Annotated in this window: 13 protein-coding genes; 9 read left to right on the top strand and 4 right to left on the bottom strand. The window is 70.0% G+C overall.

Annotated elements, in window-relative coordinates; translation table 11 throughout:
- Positions 1-99: 99 nt before the first annotated feature.
- A complete protein-coding gene (locus ACVBD7_RS21715) occupies positions 100-1,695 on the bottom strand; it encodes an ABC transporter substrate-binding protein (protein WP_458095318.1) in 1,596 nt (531 codons plus the stop codon).
- Positions 1,696-1,820: 125 nt separating this feature from the next.
- On the opposite strand from ACVBD7_RS21715, the gene mutS reads away from it, so the two are divergent.
- Complete coding sequence (gene mutS, locus ACVBD7_RS21710; protein WP_458095317.1) at positions 1,821-4,520, top strand: DNA mismatch repair protein MutS; 2,700 nt, start codon at positions 1,821-1,823, stop codon at positions 4,518-4,520.
- Entirely contained in the window at positions 4,517-7,246 is a 2,730-nt protein-coding gene (locus ACVBD7_RS21705) for a [protein-PII] uridylyltransferase (RefSeq protein ID WP_458095316.1), read from the top strand. The genes mutS and ACVBD7_RS21705 overlap by 4 nt, the downstream gene beginning before the upstream one ends.
- A 72-nt stretch (positions 7,247-7,318) precedes the next feature.
- Here the strand turns inward: ACVBD7_RS21705 and hrcA are convergent, their stop codons facing one another.
- Positions 7,319-8,368, bottom strand: a complete 1,050-nt coding sequence (gene hrcA, locus ACVBD7_RS21700; protein ID WP_458095315.1) for a heat-inducible transcriptional repressor HrcA — start codon at positions 8,366-8,368, stop codon at positions 7,319-7,321.
- A 477-nt stretch (positions 8,369-8,845) separates the two neighbouring features.
- On the opposite strand from hrcA, the gene rph reads away from it, so the two are divergent.
- The 5 genes from rph (at position 8,846) to ACVBD7_RS21675 (ending at position 12,639) form a co-directional block, all read left to right on the top strand.
- Positions 8,846-9,604, top strand: coding sequence for a ribonuclease PH (rph, locus tag ACVBD7_RS21695; RefSeq protein ID WP_458095314.1), 759 nt, complete (start codon positions 8,846-8,848; stop codon positions 9,602-9,604).
- The gene (gene rdgB, locus ACVBD7_RS21690) at positions 9,601-10,215 is read left to right on the top strand and encodes an RdgB/HAM1 family non-canonical purine NTP pyrophosphatase (RefSeq protein ID WP_458095313.1); all 615 of its coding nucleotides are present in this window, start codon (positions 9,601-9,603) and stop codon (positions 10,213-10,215) included. The genes rph and rdgB overlap by 4 nt, the downstream gene beginning before the upstream one ends.
- A 65-nt stretch (positions 10,216-10,280) precedes the next feature.
- Entirely contained in the window at positions 10,281-11,330 is a 1,050-nt protein-coding gene (locus ACVBD7_RS21685; protein ID WP_458095312.1) for a flagellar motor protein MotB, read from the top strand.
- Positions 11,327-12,193 carry a flagellar motor stator protein MotA gene (gene motA, locus ACVBD7_RS21680; RefSeq protein ID WP_458095311.1) on the top strand — a complete coding sequence of 289 codons (867 nt, stop codon included), beginning with the start codon at positions 11,327-11,329 and terminating at the stop codon, positions 12,191-12,193. The genes ACVBD7_RS21685 and motA overlap by 4 nt, the downstream gene beginning before the upstream one ends.
- A 20-nt stretch (positions 12,194-12,213) precedes the next feature.
- Entirely contained in the window at positions 12,214-12,639 is a 426-nt protein-coding gene (locus ACVBD7_RS21675) for a PaaI family thioesterase (RefSeq protein ID WP_458095310.1), read from the top strand.
- 65 nt (positions 12,640-12,704) lie between these two features.
- Here the strand turns inward: ACVBD7_RS21675 and ACVBD7_RS21670 are convergent, their stop codons facing one another.
- Positions 12,705-13,472, bottom strand: a complete 768-nt coding sequence (locus ACVBD7_RS21670) for an SDR family NAD(P)-dependent oxidoreductase (protein WP_458095309.1) — start codon at positions 13,470-13,472, stop codon at positions 12,705-12,707.
- Between the two features lie 183 nt (positions 13,473-13,655).
- Positions 13,656-14,138, bottom strand: coding sequence for a redoxin family protein (locus tag ACVBD7_RS21665; protein ID WP_458095308.1), 483 nt, complete (start codon positions 14,136-14,138; stop codon positions 13,656-13,658).
- A 204-nt stretch (positions 14,139-14,342) separates the two neighbouring features.
- Here ACVBD7_RS21665 and ACVBD7_RS21660 point away from each other — a divergent pair, with 204 nt between their 5' ends.
- Complete coding sequence (locus ACVBD7_RS21660) at positions 14,343-14,954, top strand: YqgE/AlgH family protein (RefSeq protein WP_458095307.1); 612 nt, start codon at positions 14,343-14,345, stop codon at positions 14,952-14,954.
- A 105-nt stretch (positions 14,955-15,059) separates the two neighbouring features.
- Complete coding sequence (gene aspS, locus ACVBD7_RS21655; RefSeq protein WP_458095306.1) at positions 15,060-16,889, top strand: aspartate--tRNA ligase; 1,830 nt, start codon at positions 15,060-15,062, stop codon at positions 16,887-16,889.

The raw sequence follows: 16,889 nt of genomic DNA, 5'->3' as shown, positions 1-16,889 counted from the left end.
CCGCAAGCTCCCCATCTTCCCGCAGCCCGATAGAAAAAGCTGAGGGAAAGATCGAACGTGTACCTCCGATGGAGGGAGAAGTCCTTCTCCCTCCTGCCATCATCCGCGCCGGATGTTCCACGGATAGGGCGAACTGCCCTCCAGCATGCCCGTGAGGTTCCGCCGGAAGGCGGTGCGGATGGTGAACTGGCCGAGCGGGATCGTCGCCACCTCGTCCAGCGCCAGGCGGCCAATCCCCTCGGCAAGGCGCATCCGGGTGGCGTCGTCCGGCGCGTCGATCCACTCCGCCGTCATCGCTTCGGCGCGGTCGCTCTTCCACCAGCCGAACCAGCCACCCTCGCCCTGGCCGCGAATCAGCGGCGACATGGCCGGGCTACCATAGGTGTTGGAGGAGCCGGTGGTGTGGAAGATGCTCCACCCGCCCTTCTCCACCGGCTCGCGCGAGTTGCGGCGCTGGATCACCGTGCCCCAGTCGCTCTCCGCCAGTTCCACATTCATTCCCACGCGGCGCAGCGCATCGTTCGTCACCTGGCCGAGCGGGCCGATGTCCGGGAAATCCGTCGGATTAATGATGACCAGCTTGCCATTGGTATAGCCGGCGTCCTTTAGCGCGGCGCGTGCAGCATCCAGGCTGCCCGGCATCAGGTCCGCATGGTCCTTGTAGTAGGGTGTGCGGCGCGGATAGAGGCTGCGGCACTCGCTCCAGAGGGCGGTGTCGTCGCCCTGGGCCGCGCGCATGTAGTTCTCCTGCATCACCGAGAGCCGCACGGCGCGGCGCAGACGCACATCGTCAAAGGGCGGCTGCAGGCAGTTCAGCCGCATCAGTGCCAGCCGCCCCTCCACGTCGAGGATCTCCTGCCGGACCTCGCGGCTGCGGGACAGCACCGGCCGCAGGTCCGACAGCGGCCGCTCCCACCAGTCGATCTCCCCGTTGGTCAGCGCGGCGGCGGCGGTGGAGGCGTCGGGGATCACCAGCCACTCGATGCGGCGCAGATGTGCGACCTTGCCGCCCGAGGCCCGCTCCGGCGCCTCCTGGCGCGGCACGTAGCCGTCGAACTTCTCGTACACCACGCGCGAGCCCGAGTTGTACTCGCCGGGCAGGAAGCGATAGGGGCCGGAGCCCACCATCTCCGTGATCGCGCGCGTGGACTCGGTGGAGGCGAGCCGCTCGGGCATGATGAAGCACACGCTGGCATCGGGCTTGGCGAGCGCGTCCAGGATCAGCGGGAAGGGCCGGTGCAGCCGCGCCTCGAAGCTGCGATCATCGATCGCGCGCCATTCCGCAACCGCGCGGGCGAGAAGCTGGCCGAAGGGATCGCGCGAGGACCAGCGCTTGATGCTGGCGATACAATCGGCCGAGCGCACCGGCGTGTTGTCGTGGAAGCGCAGCCCCTCGCGCAGGCGGAAGCGCCAGAGCTTGCCGTCCTCCAGCGTTTCGTGGCCCTCGGCCATCTGCGGGCGGGGCCGGTTCCCCGCATCCATCGCGTAGAGCGTATCGAAGACGTAGTAGCCGTGGTTGCTGGTCACGGTGGCCGTGGTCCAGACCGGGTCCAGGCTGGTCAGGTTGGCCTGGGGCACGAAGCGCATCGTGCTCGCGCGCGCATCCTGGCCGAGCGCCGGGGCGGCTAGGCCGCCCGCGAAACCGGTAACCAGGCCGGCGCCAAGCCCCGCGCCAAGAAAGCTCCTGCGATCCATCCCAAACATCTCCGCCGCCCGTTCATGGGCGTTCCGGACCGAGCCTGCCCCTGCGGCCCACCTGCCTGCAAGCGCGGCCGCGCAGCCGCTGGACCGATCCCCCGCCGGACCCTAGGAGTCCGGCCATGGACGCCGCCCTGCCATCCCCGCCCAGCGCCGAGGGCGCCACCCCCGCCATGGCCCAGTGGTTCGTGGCCAAGCACGCCCATCCCGATGCGCTGATCTTCTTCCGCATGGGCGACTTCTTCGAAATGTTCTTCGCCGATGCCGTCACGGCAGGCGAAGCGCTGGGCCTCGCTGTTTCCCATCGTGGCGAGCACCAGGGCCAGCCCGTGCCCATGGCCGGCGTGCCTGTCCATGCGATGGAGGCGTATCTCGCGCGGCTGATCCGCCGCGGGTTCCGGGTGGCGATCTGCGAGCAGATGGAGACGCCCGAAGCCGCCAAGGCCCGCAAGGCCCCGGCCGTGCGTCGGGAGGTGGTGCGCATCGTCACCCCCGCCACGGTAACGGAGGAGTCGCTGCTGGAGGGTGCCCGCCCTTCCTGGCTGCTGGCCCTCGCACCCGAAGCCGGCGATCGCGTCGGCGCCGCCTGGCTGGATGTCTCCACCGGCCATGTCTGCACCGAAAGCCTGGCCACCGCCGAGCTGGGTGCCCTCCTGGCCCGGCTGGAGCCCGCGGAGGTGGTTGCCCCCGAAGCCCTCGCCGCCGGTGACGCCCTCACCCCCCTCGGCGGTGTGGTGCGCGAAACCACACCGCCGCGGGATGGCGCCCGGCTGGCCGCCGAGGCATGGGGCGTTGCCAGCCTCGCGGCCTTCGGCAGCTTCACCGAGGGCGAGACGGCGGCGCTGGCCATGGCGCTGGATTACGTCCGCTCCGCCTCGGGCGGCACCCTTCCCCGCCTTGCGCCCCCCGAGGCCCGCAGTGGCGAGGGCACGCTGCGGATGGACGCCGCCACCCGCCGGTCGCTCGAGATCCTACGCGCCGAGCGCGGCGGCAAGGACTGCCTGCTCGGCGCCGTGGACCGTACGCTGACCGCCGCCGGCGCGCGCGAACTCGCCGCACGCCTCGCCACGCCGCTTGCCGAAGCCGCCCCCATCGCCTCGAGGCACGATTCCGTCTCCTTCCTCCTGGCCGCCGATTCGGTGCGCGCCGGGCTGCGGGAGGCGCTGAAGGGCGCGCCCGACATGGCCCGCGCCCTGGGCCGTCTCTCGGTGGAGCGCTTCTTTCCGCGCGACCTCGCGGCGCTGCGCGATGGCCTGACCCGGGCCGAGGCGATGCGGACCGCCCTCTCCGCCGCCGCCGGAGTGCCGCCCATCCCGCCCCTGCTGCGGGAGGCCGGGGAGGCCCTGGTCCCCGCCTCCTCTCCGCGGGCCGAACTCTCCCGGGCGCTGGCCGCCGAACTGCCGGCGCGGCTGGAGGATGGCGGCGTGGTCGGCCCCGGCTATGACGGCGAGCTGGACGCTCTCCGACGCCTGCGGGACGACGCGCGCGGCGCCATCCTCGCCCTGCAGATGGACCTGGCCCAGGCCTGGGGCGTGGCCAGCCTCAAGATCCGCCACCACCAGCAGCTCGGCTTCCTGGCCGAGGTCCCCTCTGCCGCAGGCGAGACGCTGCTGCGCGAGAAACCCGCCCCCGGCCCGATGGCGCCCATCCACCGGCAATCCATGGCCAATGCCCACCGCTTCACCTGCGGTGCGCTGTCGGACCTCGACCGCAGGCTGTCCCAGGCGCGGGACGAGGCGGCAAAGCGCGAGGCGATGGTGGTCCGGCACCTCCGCTCGCTCTGCCTGGGCGCCGCGCCCGGAATCGCCGCCGCCGCCCGGGCCGCGGCCGAGATCGACGTCCACGCCGCCTCTGCCGAGCTCGCAGCCGGTGGTGGCTGGTGCCGGCCGGACATGCCGGAGCGCCCCGATTTCTGCGTGACCCAGGGCCGTCACCCCGTGGTGGAGGCCGCGCTGCGCCGCAATCGCGGCCCCGCCTTCGTCCCCAACGACGCCGATCTCTCCCCCGGCCGCCGCCTCTGCCTGCTGACCGGCCCGAACATGGCCGGCAAGTCCACCTATCTCCGCCAGAACGCGCTGATGGTGGTCCTCGCCCAGGCCGGGCTGTTCGTGCCCGCCGAATCCGCCCGCATCGGACTGGTAGACCGCCTCTTCTCCCGCGTCGGCACCGCGGACGACATCGCCGGCGGCCGTTCCACCTTCATGGTGGAGATGAGCGAGACGGCGGCCGTGCTGAACCAGGCCGGCCCCCGCTCCTTCGTGGTGCTGGACGAGGTCGGCCGCGGCACTGCCACCTGGGACGGGCTGGCCATCGCCTGGGCGGTGCTGGAGGCGCTGCACGACCGTCTGCGCTCCCGCACCCTTTTTGCCACCCACTTCCATGAACTCACGGCACTGGCCGGCAAGCTGCCTGAGCTGGCCCCGGCCGCCATGAAGGTGCGGGAGCATCGGGGGCAGGTGGTGTTTCAGCACCTGGTGGGGCCCGGTGCCTCCGAACGCTCCTGGGGCCTGCATGTCGCGCGGCTCGCAGGCATCCCGCGGGAGGTGGTGGGGCGGGCCGAAACCGTGCTGGCCTCGCTCGAGGAGCGCGCTCGCGGCCTGGACCCGCTCTCGGGCGAATTGCCGCTTTTCGCCGCTGCCCCGGCCGGGTCTGCGCAACCCCAGGTGGCTGGCGACCCCCTCCGGGCAGCGCTGGAAGCCCTGGACCCTGATGCGCTGGCGCCACGCGAAGCGCTGGAGGCCCTGTATCGGCTGAAAACCCTGCTTCCGGGTCAAGGAACGACTGTTGCGTCGCAGCGCAACTCCTTATCTTCTGTTGGATGAACACCGCTGGCCTCGGCACGGCCGAAGCATCTGTCGCGTCGCAGCCGGGTCTGGATGGGCTGGATTCCCTCCCCACTCCTTCCCGCGATGCTGCGCTTGCCCTGCTGCGCCGCCATCTCAGCCGCATCCAGACGGGCATGCAGGAGCGCTTCGAGCGGGATAACCTCGCCGGCCTCGTGGCCGCCCGTGCGCTTGCCCAGGAAATGGATGGGCTGATCGCCGCAATCCTGCGCTACAGCCTTTCCGCCACCGCCGGGCGGGGGTCAGCGCCGGGTTTCGCCCTGGCTGCCACCGGGGGCTACGGGCGCGGCACGCTGGCGCCCTATTCGGATATCGACCTTCTCTTCGTCTCGGACGAGCCGCTGGACGCCACGGGCCGCCGCGCGGTGGAGTTCATGCTCTATCTTCTGTGGGACCTGGGCGTGAAGGTCGGCCACGCCACCCGCTCCATCGCCGAGTGCCTGGAGGACGCGAAGTCCGACACCACCGTGCAGACCGCGCTGCTGGATGCGCGGTACCTGGAGGGGGACCGCGGCGTCTACGCCCGCTTCGCCGAGGCCTATAACACCGCGCGCAAGGAATGGGGCCTCGGCCAGTTCCTGCATGCCAAGCAGATCGAGCGCGGGCTTCGCCATGCCCGCTACGGCGACAGCCCCTATCTCGTCGAGCCGCACATCAAGGAAGGGCGCGGCGGGGTTCGCGACCTCCAGACCATGTACTGGCTGGCCCGCTACGCCTTTGGCGTGGAGAAGATGTGGCAGATGGTGGGGCCGGACAGCCCCGGCGGCGGGCTGCTCACGGCACAGGAGGCCCGCGCCTTCCGCCGCGCCTGGTCCTTCCTCTGGACCGTCCGCTTCCACCTCCACTACGTCACCGGTCGCGCCGAGGAGCGCCTGACCTTCGACCTGCAGCCGGTGGTCGGCGCCCGCATGGGCTACACCCGCCATGGCAAGCAGGACGGGGTGGAGCGCTTCATGAAGCACTTCTTCCTCACCGCCCGTGAGGTGGTGCGCCTGAAACGCCTGCTGGAGCCGGCGATCGAGCGCGCCGCGCTGGGCATGCCCGCGCTGCAGCCCGCGCCGGACGAGGCGATGAAGCGGGCGGGGCTCACTCTCGCCGACGGCAAGCTGCTGTTCGCGCCCGAGACCGACATCGCATCCGATCCGGGGGTGATGTTCCGCATCATGCGGGTGGCGCGGGACCGCGGGCTGGAGCTGCATCCGCTGGGCCTGCGGGCGCTGATCCGCAATGCGCGCTACGCCGCCCGGCTGCGCGGGCAGGATGCGGCCAACACGATCTTCCTCGACATCCTCTCGGGCAAGAACAGCCATCGCTGGTTGCGCGCCCTGAACGAGGCGGGCGTCCTCTCCAGCTTCATCCCGGAATGGGCGCGGATCGTCGGACTGATGCAGTTCGACACCTACCATGTGTTCACGGTCGAGGAGCACACGATCGAGGCGGTGGGGGTGATGAATGCCCTCGAGCGCGGGGAGCTGGACACCATTGCTCCTGTGGCCTCGGAGCTGGTGGGCCAGCTGCAATCCCGCCGCGCCCTCTACGCCGCCATCCTCCTGCACGACATTGCCAAGGGCCGTGGTGGCGACCATTCGGAACTCGGCGCCGGCATCGCGCAGGACCTCGGCCCGCGCCTCGGCCTGTCACCGGAGGAGACCGAGACCGTCTCCTGGCTCGTGCTGAACCACCTGCTGGTCAGCCAGACCGCCTTCAAGCGCGACATCGACGACCCCAAGACCATCCTCGACCTCGCCGAGGTCGTGCAATCGCCCGAGCGGCTTCGCCTGCTGCTGGTGCTGACGGTCTGCGACATGCGCGCGGTCGGTCCGAAGGTGTGGAACGGCTGGAAGGCCACCCTGCTGCGCGAGATCTACTGGCGCGTGGCGGAGGTGCTCGCCGGCGGCCTCTCCGTGCCCGAGCGCGATGTGCGCGTGGCCCGCGCCCGCGAAGCCGCCGCTGCCGCACTGGCTGGCCGCCCGCAGGCGGAGGTGGAGCACTTCCTCTCCCTCGGCTACCCCGGCTACTGGCTCTCCTTTGACCCAGACACCCATGCCCGCCACGCCTCCCTCATCCGGGAAGCCGAGGCGACCGGTGCGCCGCTGACCGTTCGCACCGAGGTGTTGGAGGATCGCGCGGTGACGGAGGTGACGGTCTATGCCGCCGACCATCCCGGCCTGTTCAGCCAGATCGCGGGCGCGCTCGCGGTCGCCGGCGCCAGCATCGTCGATGCCCGCATCCACACCATGACCAGCGGCATGGCGCTCGACACCTTCTGGGTACAGGACGCGGCCGGTGGCGCGCTGGATGCGCCGCACCGCCTCGCCCGCCTCTCGGTCATGATCGAGCAGGCACTCTCGGGCCGCATGCGGATCAACGACGAGATCAGCAAGGTGAAGCGCGAGCCCGCACGCCTCCGCGCCGTCACCGTCCCGCCCCGCGTGGTGATCGACAACCACGCCAGCAACACCCACACCGTCATCGAGGTGAACGGCCGCGACCGGCCGGGCCTGCTGCATGACGTGACGGCCGCCATCTCCGGCCAGGGCGTGCAGATCGCCTCCGCCCATGTCACCACCTATGGCGTGCGGGCGGTGGACGTCTTCTACGTGAAGGACCTGTTCGGCCTGAAGGTGGAGAACGAGCGCAAGCTGGAGGGACTGCGTGGCGCGGTGCTGAAAGCACTGGGCACGGCGCCGGTCGAGCCGGCCTGAATCCAGGCTGGCCCTGCATGAGAAGTCCTGAGGACCCCTAGGGAAGAGAAGGAATTCTCTCTCCTGGGGCGGTCACCCCAGCATCCGCCCGATCACCTGCGCGGTGTAGTCCACCACCGGGATCACCCGCCCGTAGTTGATCCGCGTCGGCCCGATCACCCCGATGGCGCCGACGATCTTTTCCTGCCCGTTGCGGAAGGGCGCCACCACCATGGACAGGCCGGCGGTGTCGAATACCCCGCTCTCGGCACCAATGAAGATCTGCACGCCCTGCCCGCGCTGGGCCAGTTCCAGCAGGCGGAGCATCGTCTCCTGCGCCTCCAACCGGTCGAACAGGGACTGGATCTCGGCCACGCGCGTCGCCTGGTCGATGTTCTGCAGCAGCCGGGACTGACCGCGCAGGATCAGCGAGCCACCGCCACCGCCCGCCCAGGTGGCAAGGCCGGACTGGACGACCTGACTGGTCAGCGCGTCCAGCGCAGTGCGGTTCGCCGCGATTTCGGAGGAGACGAGGTCGCGGGCGTCGTCCAGGGTGCGGCCGTTCAGCCGGGCGTTGAGGTAGTTGCCCGCCTGGGCCAGGGCGCCGGCGGGAAGGCCGGCCGGCACCTCGATGATGCGGTTCTCCACCTGCCCGCGCTCCCCCACCAGCACGACCAGGGCGCGGCCGGGGCCGAGGGCCACGAACTCGATGTGGCGGATGTTCGATTCGGCGTTCGGCGCCACCACCAGCCCCGCCGCCCCGGCGAGGCCCGAGAGCATTTGGCCGGCCTCGGCCAGCGTGTCCTGCATCGAGCGGCCGGAGGCGGCGCAGCGGATGGAGATCGCCTCCCGCTCGTCATCCGTCAGGTCGCCGAATTCCAGCAGCCCGTCCACGAAGAGGCGCAGACCGCGCTCGGTTGGCAGGCGGCCCGCGGAGGTGTGGGGCGCGTAGAGCAGCCCGGCCTCTTCGAGATCCGCCATCGCATTGCGGATGGTGGCGGGGGAGAGAGCGAGCGGCAGGCGGCGCGAGAGGGTGCGGCTGCCCACGGGCTCGCCAGTCTCGACATACAACTCCACCACCTGGCGCAGGATCGACGCGCTGCGATTATCCAGTCCCGGCAGCAGGGCGCCCGATGAGGACACTCCCGCCGAAGATCCCAGGGTGGCCCTGGGCGGGAGGATGCCAGCTGGCTGCTTGGGCTGGGCGCCCATTCCGGGACAGAACTCCGCACTGATGATGGACCGCATAAGCTAGGAAGGGGTTGCCGTCCCGTCAACGCGTCCTGCCTGAACCATGCCTGCAATCCCAGGCGTTTCATTTATCGGTTGCAAAGCAGGAACTGCCACACTCCGTCACAGTCGCGACATCCTTCCGTCGCAGGCCGCACTGCCCAATGCGGGCCTGCAAAGCGCAGAGGACGCCATGGGCGAGGCGAAAGGCATGCCGGAACGCGCTGCCGGGGGACGCGGGCTTCCCTCCGTTGGGGCCTGGGCGACGATGCTGGCCCTCTGGCTGCCACCGGGGGAGGCCGGGGCTGCGGAGGCGGCACGGGTGGCCACGTTGACAGGGGCAGGGCCGGGCGTGTTCCTCCCGCCACCCTGCCAGGAGAGGCCCGCCGCATGTCCGACGCCCCAAGCGATGTCGAGGCCCCAGCCCTCCGACCCCGTCCCTCCGGCCGCGCACCCGACGACCTCCGCACGCTGAAGCTGGAGCCGGGCTTCGCCCGCCATGCGGAGGGGTCCTGCCTCATCCGCATGGGAGTGACGGAGGTTCTCTGCACCGCCAGCGTCGAGGGCCGGGTGCCGCCCTTCCTGCGCGGCAAGGGGCTGGGATGGGTGACGGCGGAATACGGCATGCTGCCCCGCGCCACCCATTCCCGTGGGGACCGAGAGGCGGCGCGCGGCAAGCAGTCCGGCCGCACGCAGGAGATCCAGCGCCTGATTGGCCGTAGCCTGCGCGCCGTGACCGACCGGGCGGCAATGGGGGAGATGACTGTCACCCTCGATTGCGACGTGCTGACCGCCGATGGCGGCACCCGCTGCGCCGCCATCACCGGCGCCTGGGTCGCGCTGCACCTGGCCTTCCAGCACTGCATCCGCGCCAACATCATGTCCCGCAACCCGCTGCGGGATCAGGTGGCGGCCATCTCCTGCGGCATCCATGGGGGCACGCCGGTGCTGGACCTGGACTATGCCGAGGACAGCGCCGCCGAGACGGACGGGAACTTCGTGATGACCGGCACGGGCGGGATCGTGGAGGTGCAGGCGACCGCCGAGGGCGCGCCCTTCACCGAGGCGGAGCTGACCGCCCTGCTCAGCCTGGCCCGCAAGGGCACGGCGGAGCTGTTCGCCGCACAGCGCGTGGCGGTCGGCATATGAGCCATCGCCGCCTGACCGAAACGCGCCTGTGCCTGGCAACCCACAATGCCGGCAAGGCGCGGGAGGTCTCGGCGCTGCTCTCCGGGCACGGAATCACCGTTGTTACGGCCGGTGAGCTGGGGCTGCCGGTGCCAGATGAAACCGAGACGAGCTTCATCGGCAATGCCACGCTGAAGGCCAAGGCGGCGGCGCAGGCGAGCGGGATGGTGTCCCTGGCCGATGATTCCGGCTTCTCCGTCGCCGCGCTGGACGGGGCGCCCGGTGTCTATACGGCCGACTGGGCGGAACAGCCCGATGGCACCAGGGACTACGCCGCAGCCATGGCGAAGGTGGAGCGGCTGGCCCGCCATGCGCCCGACCGAACGGCCTGGTTCTCCTGCGCGCTCGTCCTGGCCTGGCCGGACGGGCATGTGGAGGCCTTCCTGGGCGAGGCGCCGGGCGAGTGGGTCTGGCCACCGCGCGGGGCGAAGGGCTTCGGCTACGATCCGATGTTCGTGCCATCGGGCGAGGCGCTGACCTTCGCGGAGATGGACCCCGAGCGGAAGCACGCCATCAGCCACCGCGCCGCGGCCTTCCGTCAGCTCTCGGAGGCCTGCCTGCCGCCCCGCTGAGGGGGCGATCAACCCCGCCTTAACGTCCCTGAGTCACCTTGCGCCCGGATCTTGGATGCAGAGCCGTGGCAAAAGGCAGGGGCGAAGGCGTCACCATCGTCATCCGCAAGGAGGAGGGCGGGGAAGGCGGCCATCACGGTGGCGCCTGGAAGGTCGCCTATGCCGATTTCGTCACGGCGATGATGGCCTTCTTTCTCCTGATGTGGCTGCTGAACGCGACGACGGAGGAGCAGCGGCGGGGGCTGGCCGACTACTTCAACCCCACCAACGTCATGGGCCAGCGGATGAGCGGCTCCGGCCAGCCCTTTGGCGGCCGCACGCCGAACGAGACCGGGCAGATGGCCTCCAACGCCTCCTCTGTACGGGTGGAGACCGGGCCGCGCCCCGTCGTCTTCGACCTCGAGGAGGATGACAGTGACACCCCCGCCATGGCCGTCGAGCGGCGGGAGGGGCCGAGGGGCGACGACGAGACCGCCACCCCCGCCCGTCTCGCCGCCGATCGCGCCGGACCGGGCAGCGGCGCGGGCGATGGTGGCCCGAATGCCAATCCGCAGGCGCCTACACAGGCGGAACTTGCCCAGGCCTCGGCCGAGGCGTTGCGGGAGGAGGTGGAGCGGCGCGAGCGCGAGGCGCTGGACCGCATGGCCGAGCAGCTTCGCGCCGCGGTGCGCGACGACCCGGCGCTGACCGAGCTGGCGAAGCAGTTCCGGGTGGAGCAGGTGCCCGAAGGCCTGCGGATCCAGCTGATGGATGCGGAGCGGCAGCCGATGTTCGCCCTTGGCGGCAGCGCCCCTTCGGACAAGGTGCGCGCGCTGCTGGCGAAGGTGGCGGCGGTGATCAACCGCGTCCCGAACGAGGTGGCCATCGCCGGCCATACGGATGCCACCCCCTTCCGCCCCGGCGCGCGGTCCAACTGGGATCTTTCGGCCGAGCGGGCGAATGCGACGCGCCGGCTACTGGCGGAGGGCGGGGTTGCCGAATCCCGCATCCGCAGCGTCACCGGCCTTGCCGAGCGCGAGCCGCTGATGGCCGAGGACCCGCAGAACCCCGCGAACCGCCGGGTCTCCGTGTTGCTGCTGCGCGCCCATCCGTTGGCAAGGAATGCCTCTCCGTGACAACGATCATCGGCTTCGTCTTCCTGCTCGTCACCGTCTTCGGCGGCTACACCATCGCCGGCGGGAAGTTCGGCATCATCCTGCACTCTCTGCCCTATGAGGCACTGATGATCGGCGGGGCCGCGATTGGCGCCTTCGTCATGTCCAACTCGATGCACGATGTGAAGCACACGCTCGGCGGCTTCGGGAAGGTGCTGAAGGGCGCGCGGTTCCACAAGGCCGACTATGTCGAGTTGCTCTCGCTGCTCTACTGGTTCGTGCGCCTTGTGCAGACCAAAGGCGCCATGGCGCTTGAGGCGCATATCGAGAAGCCGGAGGAGAGCCCGGCCTTTGCCAGGTTTCCCAAGATCAAGGCGAACCACCACGCGGTGGCGATCATCTGCGACTATCTGCGCATGGTCGGCATGAACGCCGACGACCCGCACCAGATCGAGGATGTGATGGCCCGCGAGCTGAAGAAGCTGAAGGAGGAGGAAATGCACTCCTCCCACGCCATCCAGAACATCGCGGACGCGCTGCCGGCCCTCGGGATCGTGGCCGCCGTGCTGGGCGTCATCAAGACCATGGCTGCGATCGACCAGCCGCCCACCGTGCTTGGCGGCATGATCGGCGGCGCGCTGGTGGGCACCTTCCTTGGCGTGCTGCTCGCCTACGGGCTGATGGGGCCGATCGCGGCGCGGCTGAAGGGCGTGGTGGATGAGGAGTGCAAGTACTTTGAGGTAATCCGCGCCGTGCTGGTCGCCCATCTTCACGGCAACGCGCCGCAGGTCTCGGTGGAGACCGGCCGGAAGATGGCGCCCTCCACCCACATGCCCAGCTTCCAGGATCTGGAGGCGGCGCTGCAGGATTTGCAGATCGCCTGAACACCGGCTAGGCGCGGGGCATGGACGACACCGCCCCCTTTCACGACCTGATCGGCATCACCGTGGACGAATGGCGCGACGGCTTCGCGCGCCTCGCCCTCCTCGTGGAGCCCCGGCACCACAACCGCAGCGGCGTGCTGCACGGGGGCGTGCTGCTCTCAATGATTGACCAGGCCGGGGGCTATGCCGGGCTGTTCTGCACCGTGCCGGGGAACATGCGGCGCGCGGTGACGGTGGACCTCGACACACGCTTCACCGGCCAGGTGACGACGGGACGCATCATCGCGGAAGGGCGCGTGGTCACGGCCGGGCGCAACATCTTCTTCACCCGCACCGAGGTGCTGGGGCCGGACGGCAAGATCGTGGCCTTCGGGTCCGGCACGCATCGCTGGCGCAGTGGCAGCAACGTACCGGAAGGCGTACCGGCGGATTCGCCGCTCCGATAGGCAAGGCCGGGGGAAGTGAACTCCCCCGGACCTCCTCTTTTAGGGGTTTGGTGTTGCGCCGGGGATTAGGCGCCGCCCCAGTTCATGGTCAGGCCGCCATCCATCACCACGGTCTGGCCGGTGATGTATTCGGCGTCCGAGCTGGCGAGGAACAGCGCGAGCTTGGCGATCTCCTCGGGCTGGCCGGCGCGGTGCCAGGGGATCTCCTTGAAGGAGGCTTCGCGCTTGGCGGGGTCATCCAGCCTCTCCTGAGTCATCGGCGTCTGGATCAGGCCGGGCGCGATGCCCACCACGTTGATCTTCCGCGGCGCCAGTTCCACCGAGAGGCTGCGGATCAGTGAGCCGAGGCCGGCCTTGGACATGCCGTAAGGCGCGCTCGCATCCGTCGGCAGGTGCTGGGCGACCGAGCTGATGTTGATGATCTTGCTTCCCTCCGGCGGATCACCGCGCAGAAAGGCGCGGCAGCACCAGAGCGGGCCGAGCAGGTTCGTGCGGATCACCACCTCCGCATCCTCATCCGCCAGCTCGGCGACGGGCTTCTTGCCGCCCATCCCCTTGCCGGCATTGTTCACGAGGATGTCGATCCGACCCAGCGCGCCCCGAGCGGCCTCGAAGGCGGCGTTCACTGCGCCCGAATCCATCACGTCGAGCTGGGTAACGAAGGCGCGGCGGCCGGCAGATTCAATGCGCCGGGCGGTCTCGGCCGCGCCGGCCTCATCCGTGTGCCAGGTGATGGCGACATCCGCGCCCGCCCGCGCATAGACGGCAGCGATCGCCTGGCCGATTCCCGAATCCGCCCCGGTGACAAAGGCCACCTTGCCCTGAAGGACCATCCGCCGCGCTCCCATTGCTCGAAGCCGTTTCAACCGGTGGAAGAGGCGCTGGTTGCCTGCGAAGGGTCTGCGGGGCGGTGCATCAGCGCCGAGGAAGGCACAAAAAACCCCGCCGGCCATTCGGGCCGACGGGGCGGAAACAGCCGGACAGGGCCCTGGATGGGACCCGTTACGGCAAGCCGATCAGAGCTTGCCGAGAACCGCCTCGGCGCTGCTGACACCGAATGCGCCCGGCTCCTCGACGCCGACATAGGTCACGCGGCCGTCCTTCACGATCAGGGCGAAGCGCTGGGCGCGGATGCCCATGCCGCGGGCGGTCAGGTCCAGCTCCAGCCCGAGCGCCTTGGTGAAGGCGGCCGAGCCGTCGGCCAGCATCACCACCTCATCCGTCACGCCCTGGTCGCGGCCCCAGGCGGCCATCACGAAGGCGTCGTTCACGGCGACGCAGGCGACGGTGCCCACGCCCTTTGCCTTCAGCGCCTGAGCCTCCTGCACGAAGCCGGGCAGATGGCGGGCGGAGCAGGTGGGGGTAAAGGCGCCGGGAACGCCGAACAGCACCGTCGTGCCCGTGCCGAGCAGGGCGGCGGTGTCCACCTCCTTCGGGCCCTCAGGGGTGGCCTGCATGATCTTGACGGAGGGAACGGCGTCGCCGGTCTGGATGGGCATGGAAAGGTCCTTGGGAAAGGGGGGCACGGATGCGGGCGCAGTTTCGGCGCGGCTTCCGCCTTCCTGTCAACACGCCGAGGAACGGTATAGGGGCGGGTTGCAGCCCCCCGAAGCTGTCGCCATCTTCCGGAGATGACACGGCGCAGCAAGGACAAGGCCCCTCCCCCGCTCCCCCTCGATGATGACGAGGACGAGGAGATGGAGATGGACTCCCCCCCGATCCAGCTCTCCCGCATGACCAAGCCCGGCCCGGCCGAGGAGGGTTGGCTCGGCGGCCAGATCCTCATCGCCATGCCCAGCATGGACGACCCGCGCTTCGCCCGCAGCGTGATCTGCCTCTGCGCCCATTCGGCCGAGGGCGCGATGGGCATCGTGCTGAACCGCGCGATCGAGAATCTGACCTTCGACGAGCTGCTGAAGCAGCTGGACGTCTCCCCCATTCCGCCCCAGCGGCGCATCCGGCTGCATGCGGGCGGGCCGGTGGAGGGCGGACGCGGCTTCGTGCTGCACACCGAGGACTGGTCCAGCGACGGCAGCCTGCCGATCGAGGGCGGCTTCGCGCTGACCGCCAGCGTGGACATTCTCAAGGCCATCGCGGGCGGCGAGGGGCCGCGCCAGGGGTTGCTGGCCCTCGGCTATGCCGGTTGGGGCCCAGGGCAGCTTGAGAGCGAGATCCAGCACAATGCCTGGCTCTCCGTCTCGCCGGACGAGGCTATCCTCTTCACCGAGGAGGACCAGGACGCGAAGTGGCGCCGGGCCCTGGCCAAGCTGAAGGTGGACCCGTTGCTGCTGGTGGACACCGCCGGCCGGGCCTGAACCGGCCCCAGGTGCCTGGGCCAAGCGTCCGGGAGGGTTGACAGGGGGGGGCCGCCTGCCCCTCTTGCCGCCCCGAACGCGCTCCCAGACCAGGTTCCCCCGATCATGCATGCCTATCGCACCCATACCTGCGGCGCCCTTCGTGCGGCCGAGGCCGGCCAGACCGTCCGGCTCTCCGGCTGGGTGCACCGCAAGCGCGACCATGGCGGCCTGCTCTTCATCGACCTGAGGGACCATTACGGGCTGACCCAGTGCGTCATCCCCCAGGGATCCGAGGTCTTCGCCACGGCCGATGGCGTGCGGCCCGAGAGCGTGATCACGGTGACGGGCGAGGTGGTGGCGCGCGAGGCGGGCACGGTGAACCCCCGCCTGCCCACGGGCGAGATCGAGCTGCGGGTGCGCGAGCTGGTGGTGCAGTCCGCCGCCGATGTCCTGCCCTTCCAGGTGGCGACCGACGATGACGCGCCCGAGGAAATGCGGCTGCGCTACCGCTTCCTCGACCTCCGGCGCGAGCGCTTGCAGAAGAACATGATCCTCCGCGCCAGGGTCATCCACGACATCCGCGAGCGCATGATCGCGGCCGGGTTCAACGAGTTCCAGACGCCGATCCTGACCAGCAGCTCGCCCGAGGGTGCGCGGGACTTTCTGGTGCCGGCCCGCTTGCATCCCGGCAAGTTCTACGCGCTGCCGCAGGCGCCGCAGCAGTTCAAGCAGCTGACGATGGTGGCGGGCTTCGACCGCTACTTTCAGATCGCCCCCTGCTTCCGCGACGAGGCCGGCCGTGCCGACCGCACGCTGATGTTCTACCAGCTCGACGTCGAGATGAGCTTCGTCACGCAGGAGGACGTGTTCCAGACGATGGAGCCCGTCATGCGCGGCACCTTCGAGGCCTTCGCCGCCGGGCGCGGCATGGATGAGGGCGCCTGGCGCCGCATCCCCTATGCCCAGGCGATGCTGGAATACGGCTCGGACAAGCCGGACCTGCGCAACCCGCTGATCATCCGCGATGTCACCGAGCAGTTCGCCGGCTCGGGCTTCGGGCTCTTCGCCAAGATCGCGGCCTCGGGCGGCATCGTGCGCGCCATCCCGGCCCCTGGCGCCGGCGGCAAGCCGCGCGGCTTCTTCGACAAGCTGAACGACTGGGCCCGCACCTCCGGCGCCGGCGGTCTCGGCTACATCGCCTTCGATGCCGATGGCGCGAAGGGCCCGATCGCCAAGAACCTGGAACCCGAGCGCGTGGAGGCCATCCGCGTCGCCTGCGGCCTGAACCCCGGCGATGCCGTGTTCTTCGCCGCCGGCAAGGAGGACGAGGCGGTGAAGTTCGCCGGGCTGGTGCGGCTCCGCATCGGCACCGAGCTGGACCTGGTCGAGAAGAACGTCTTCCGCTTCTGCTGGATCGTCGACTTTCCGATGTTCGAGAAGAACGAGGAGACCGGGCAGATCGACTTCTCCCACAACCCCTTCTCGATGCCCCAGGGTGAGATGGAGGCGCTGGAGAACCAGGACCCGCTGACTATCCCGGCCTTCCAGTACGACATCGTCTGCAACGGCTACGAAATGGCCTCCGGCGCCATCCGCAACCACAAGGCGGAGATCATGGTGAAGGCCTTCGGCATGGCCGGCTACCCGGAGAGCGCGGTGGAGGAGCGGTTCGGCGGCATGCTGAACGCCTTCCGCTACGGCGCCCCGCCGCACGGTGGCATGGCCGCGGGCATTGACCGGATCGTGATGCTGCTCGCCGAGGAGCCCAACCTCCGCGAGATCAACATGTATCCGATGAACCAGCAGGGCGAGGACCTGATGATGGGCGCGCCCAGCACGGTCGAGCCCTCCCGCTGGAAGGAGCTGCACATCAAGCCCGACCTGCCCCCCATCAAGGAGACGGCGAAGGATAAGGACGCGGCGAAGGGTGCAACGGCGCCGAAGAGCGCCTAA

The sequence above is a fragment of the Roseomonas sp. WA12 genome (assembly GCF_054165765.1).
This window is presented reverse-complemented; position numbering and strand designations above follow the sequence as displayed.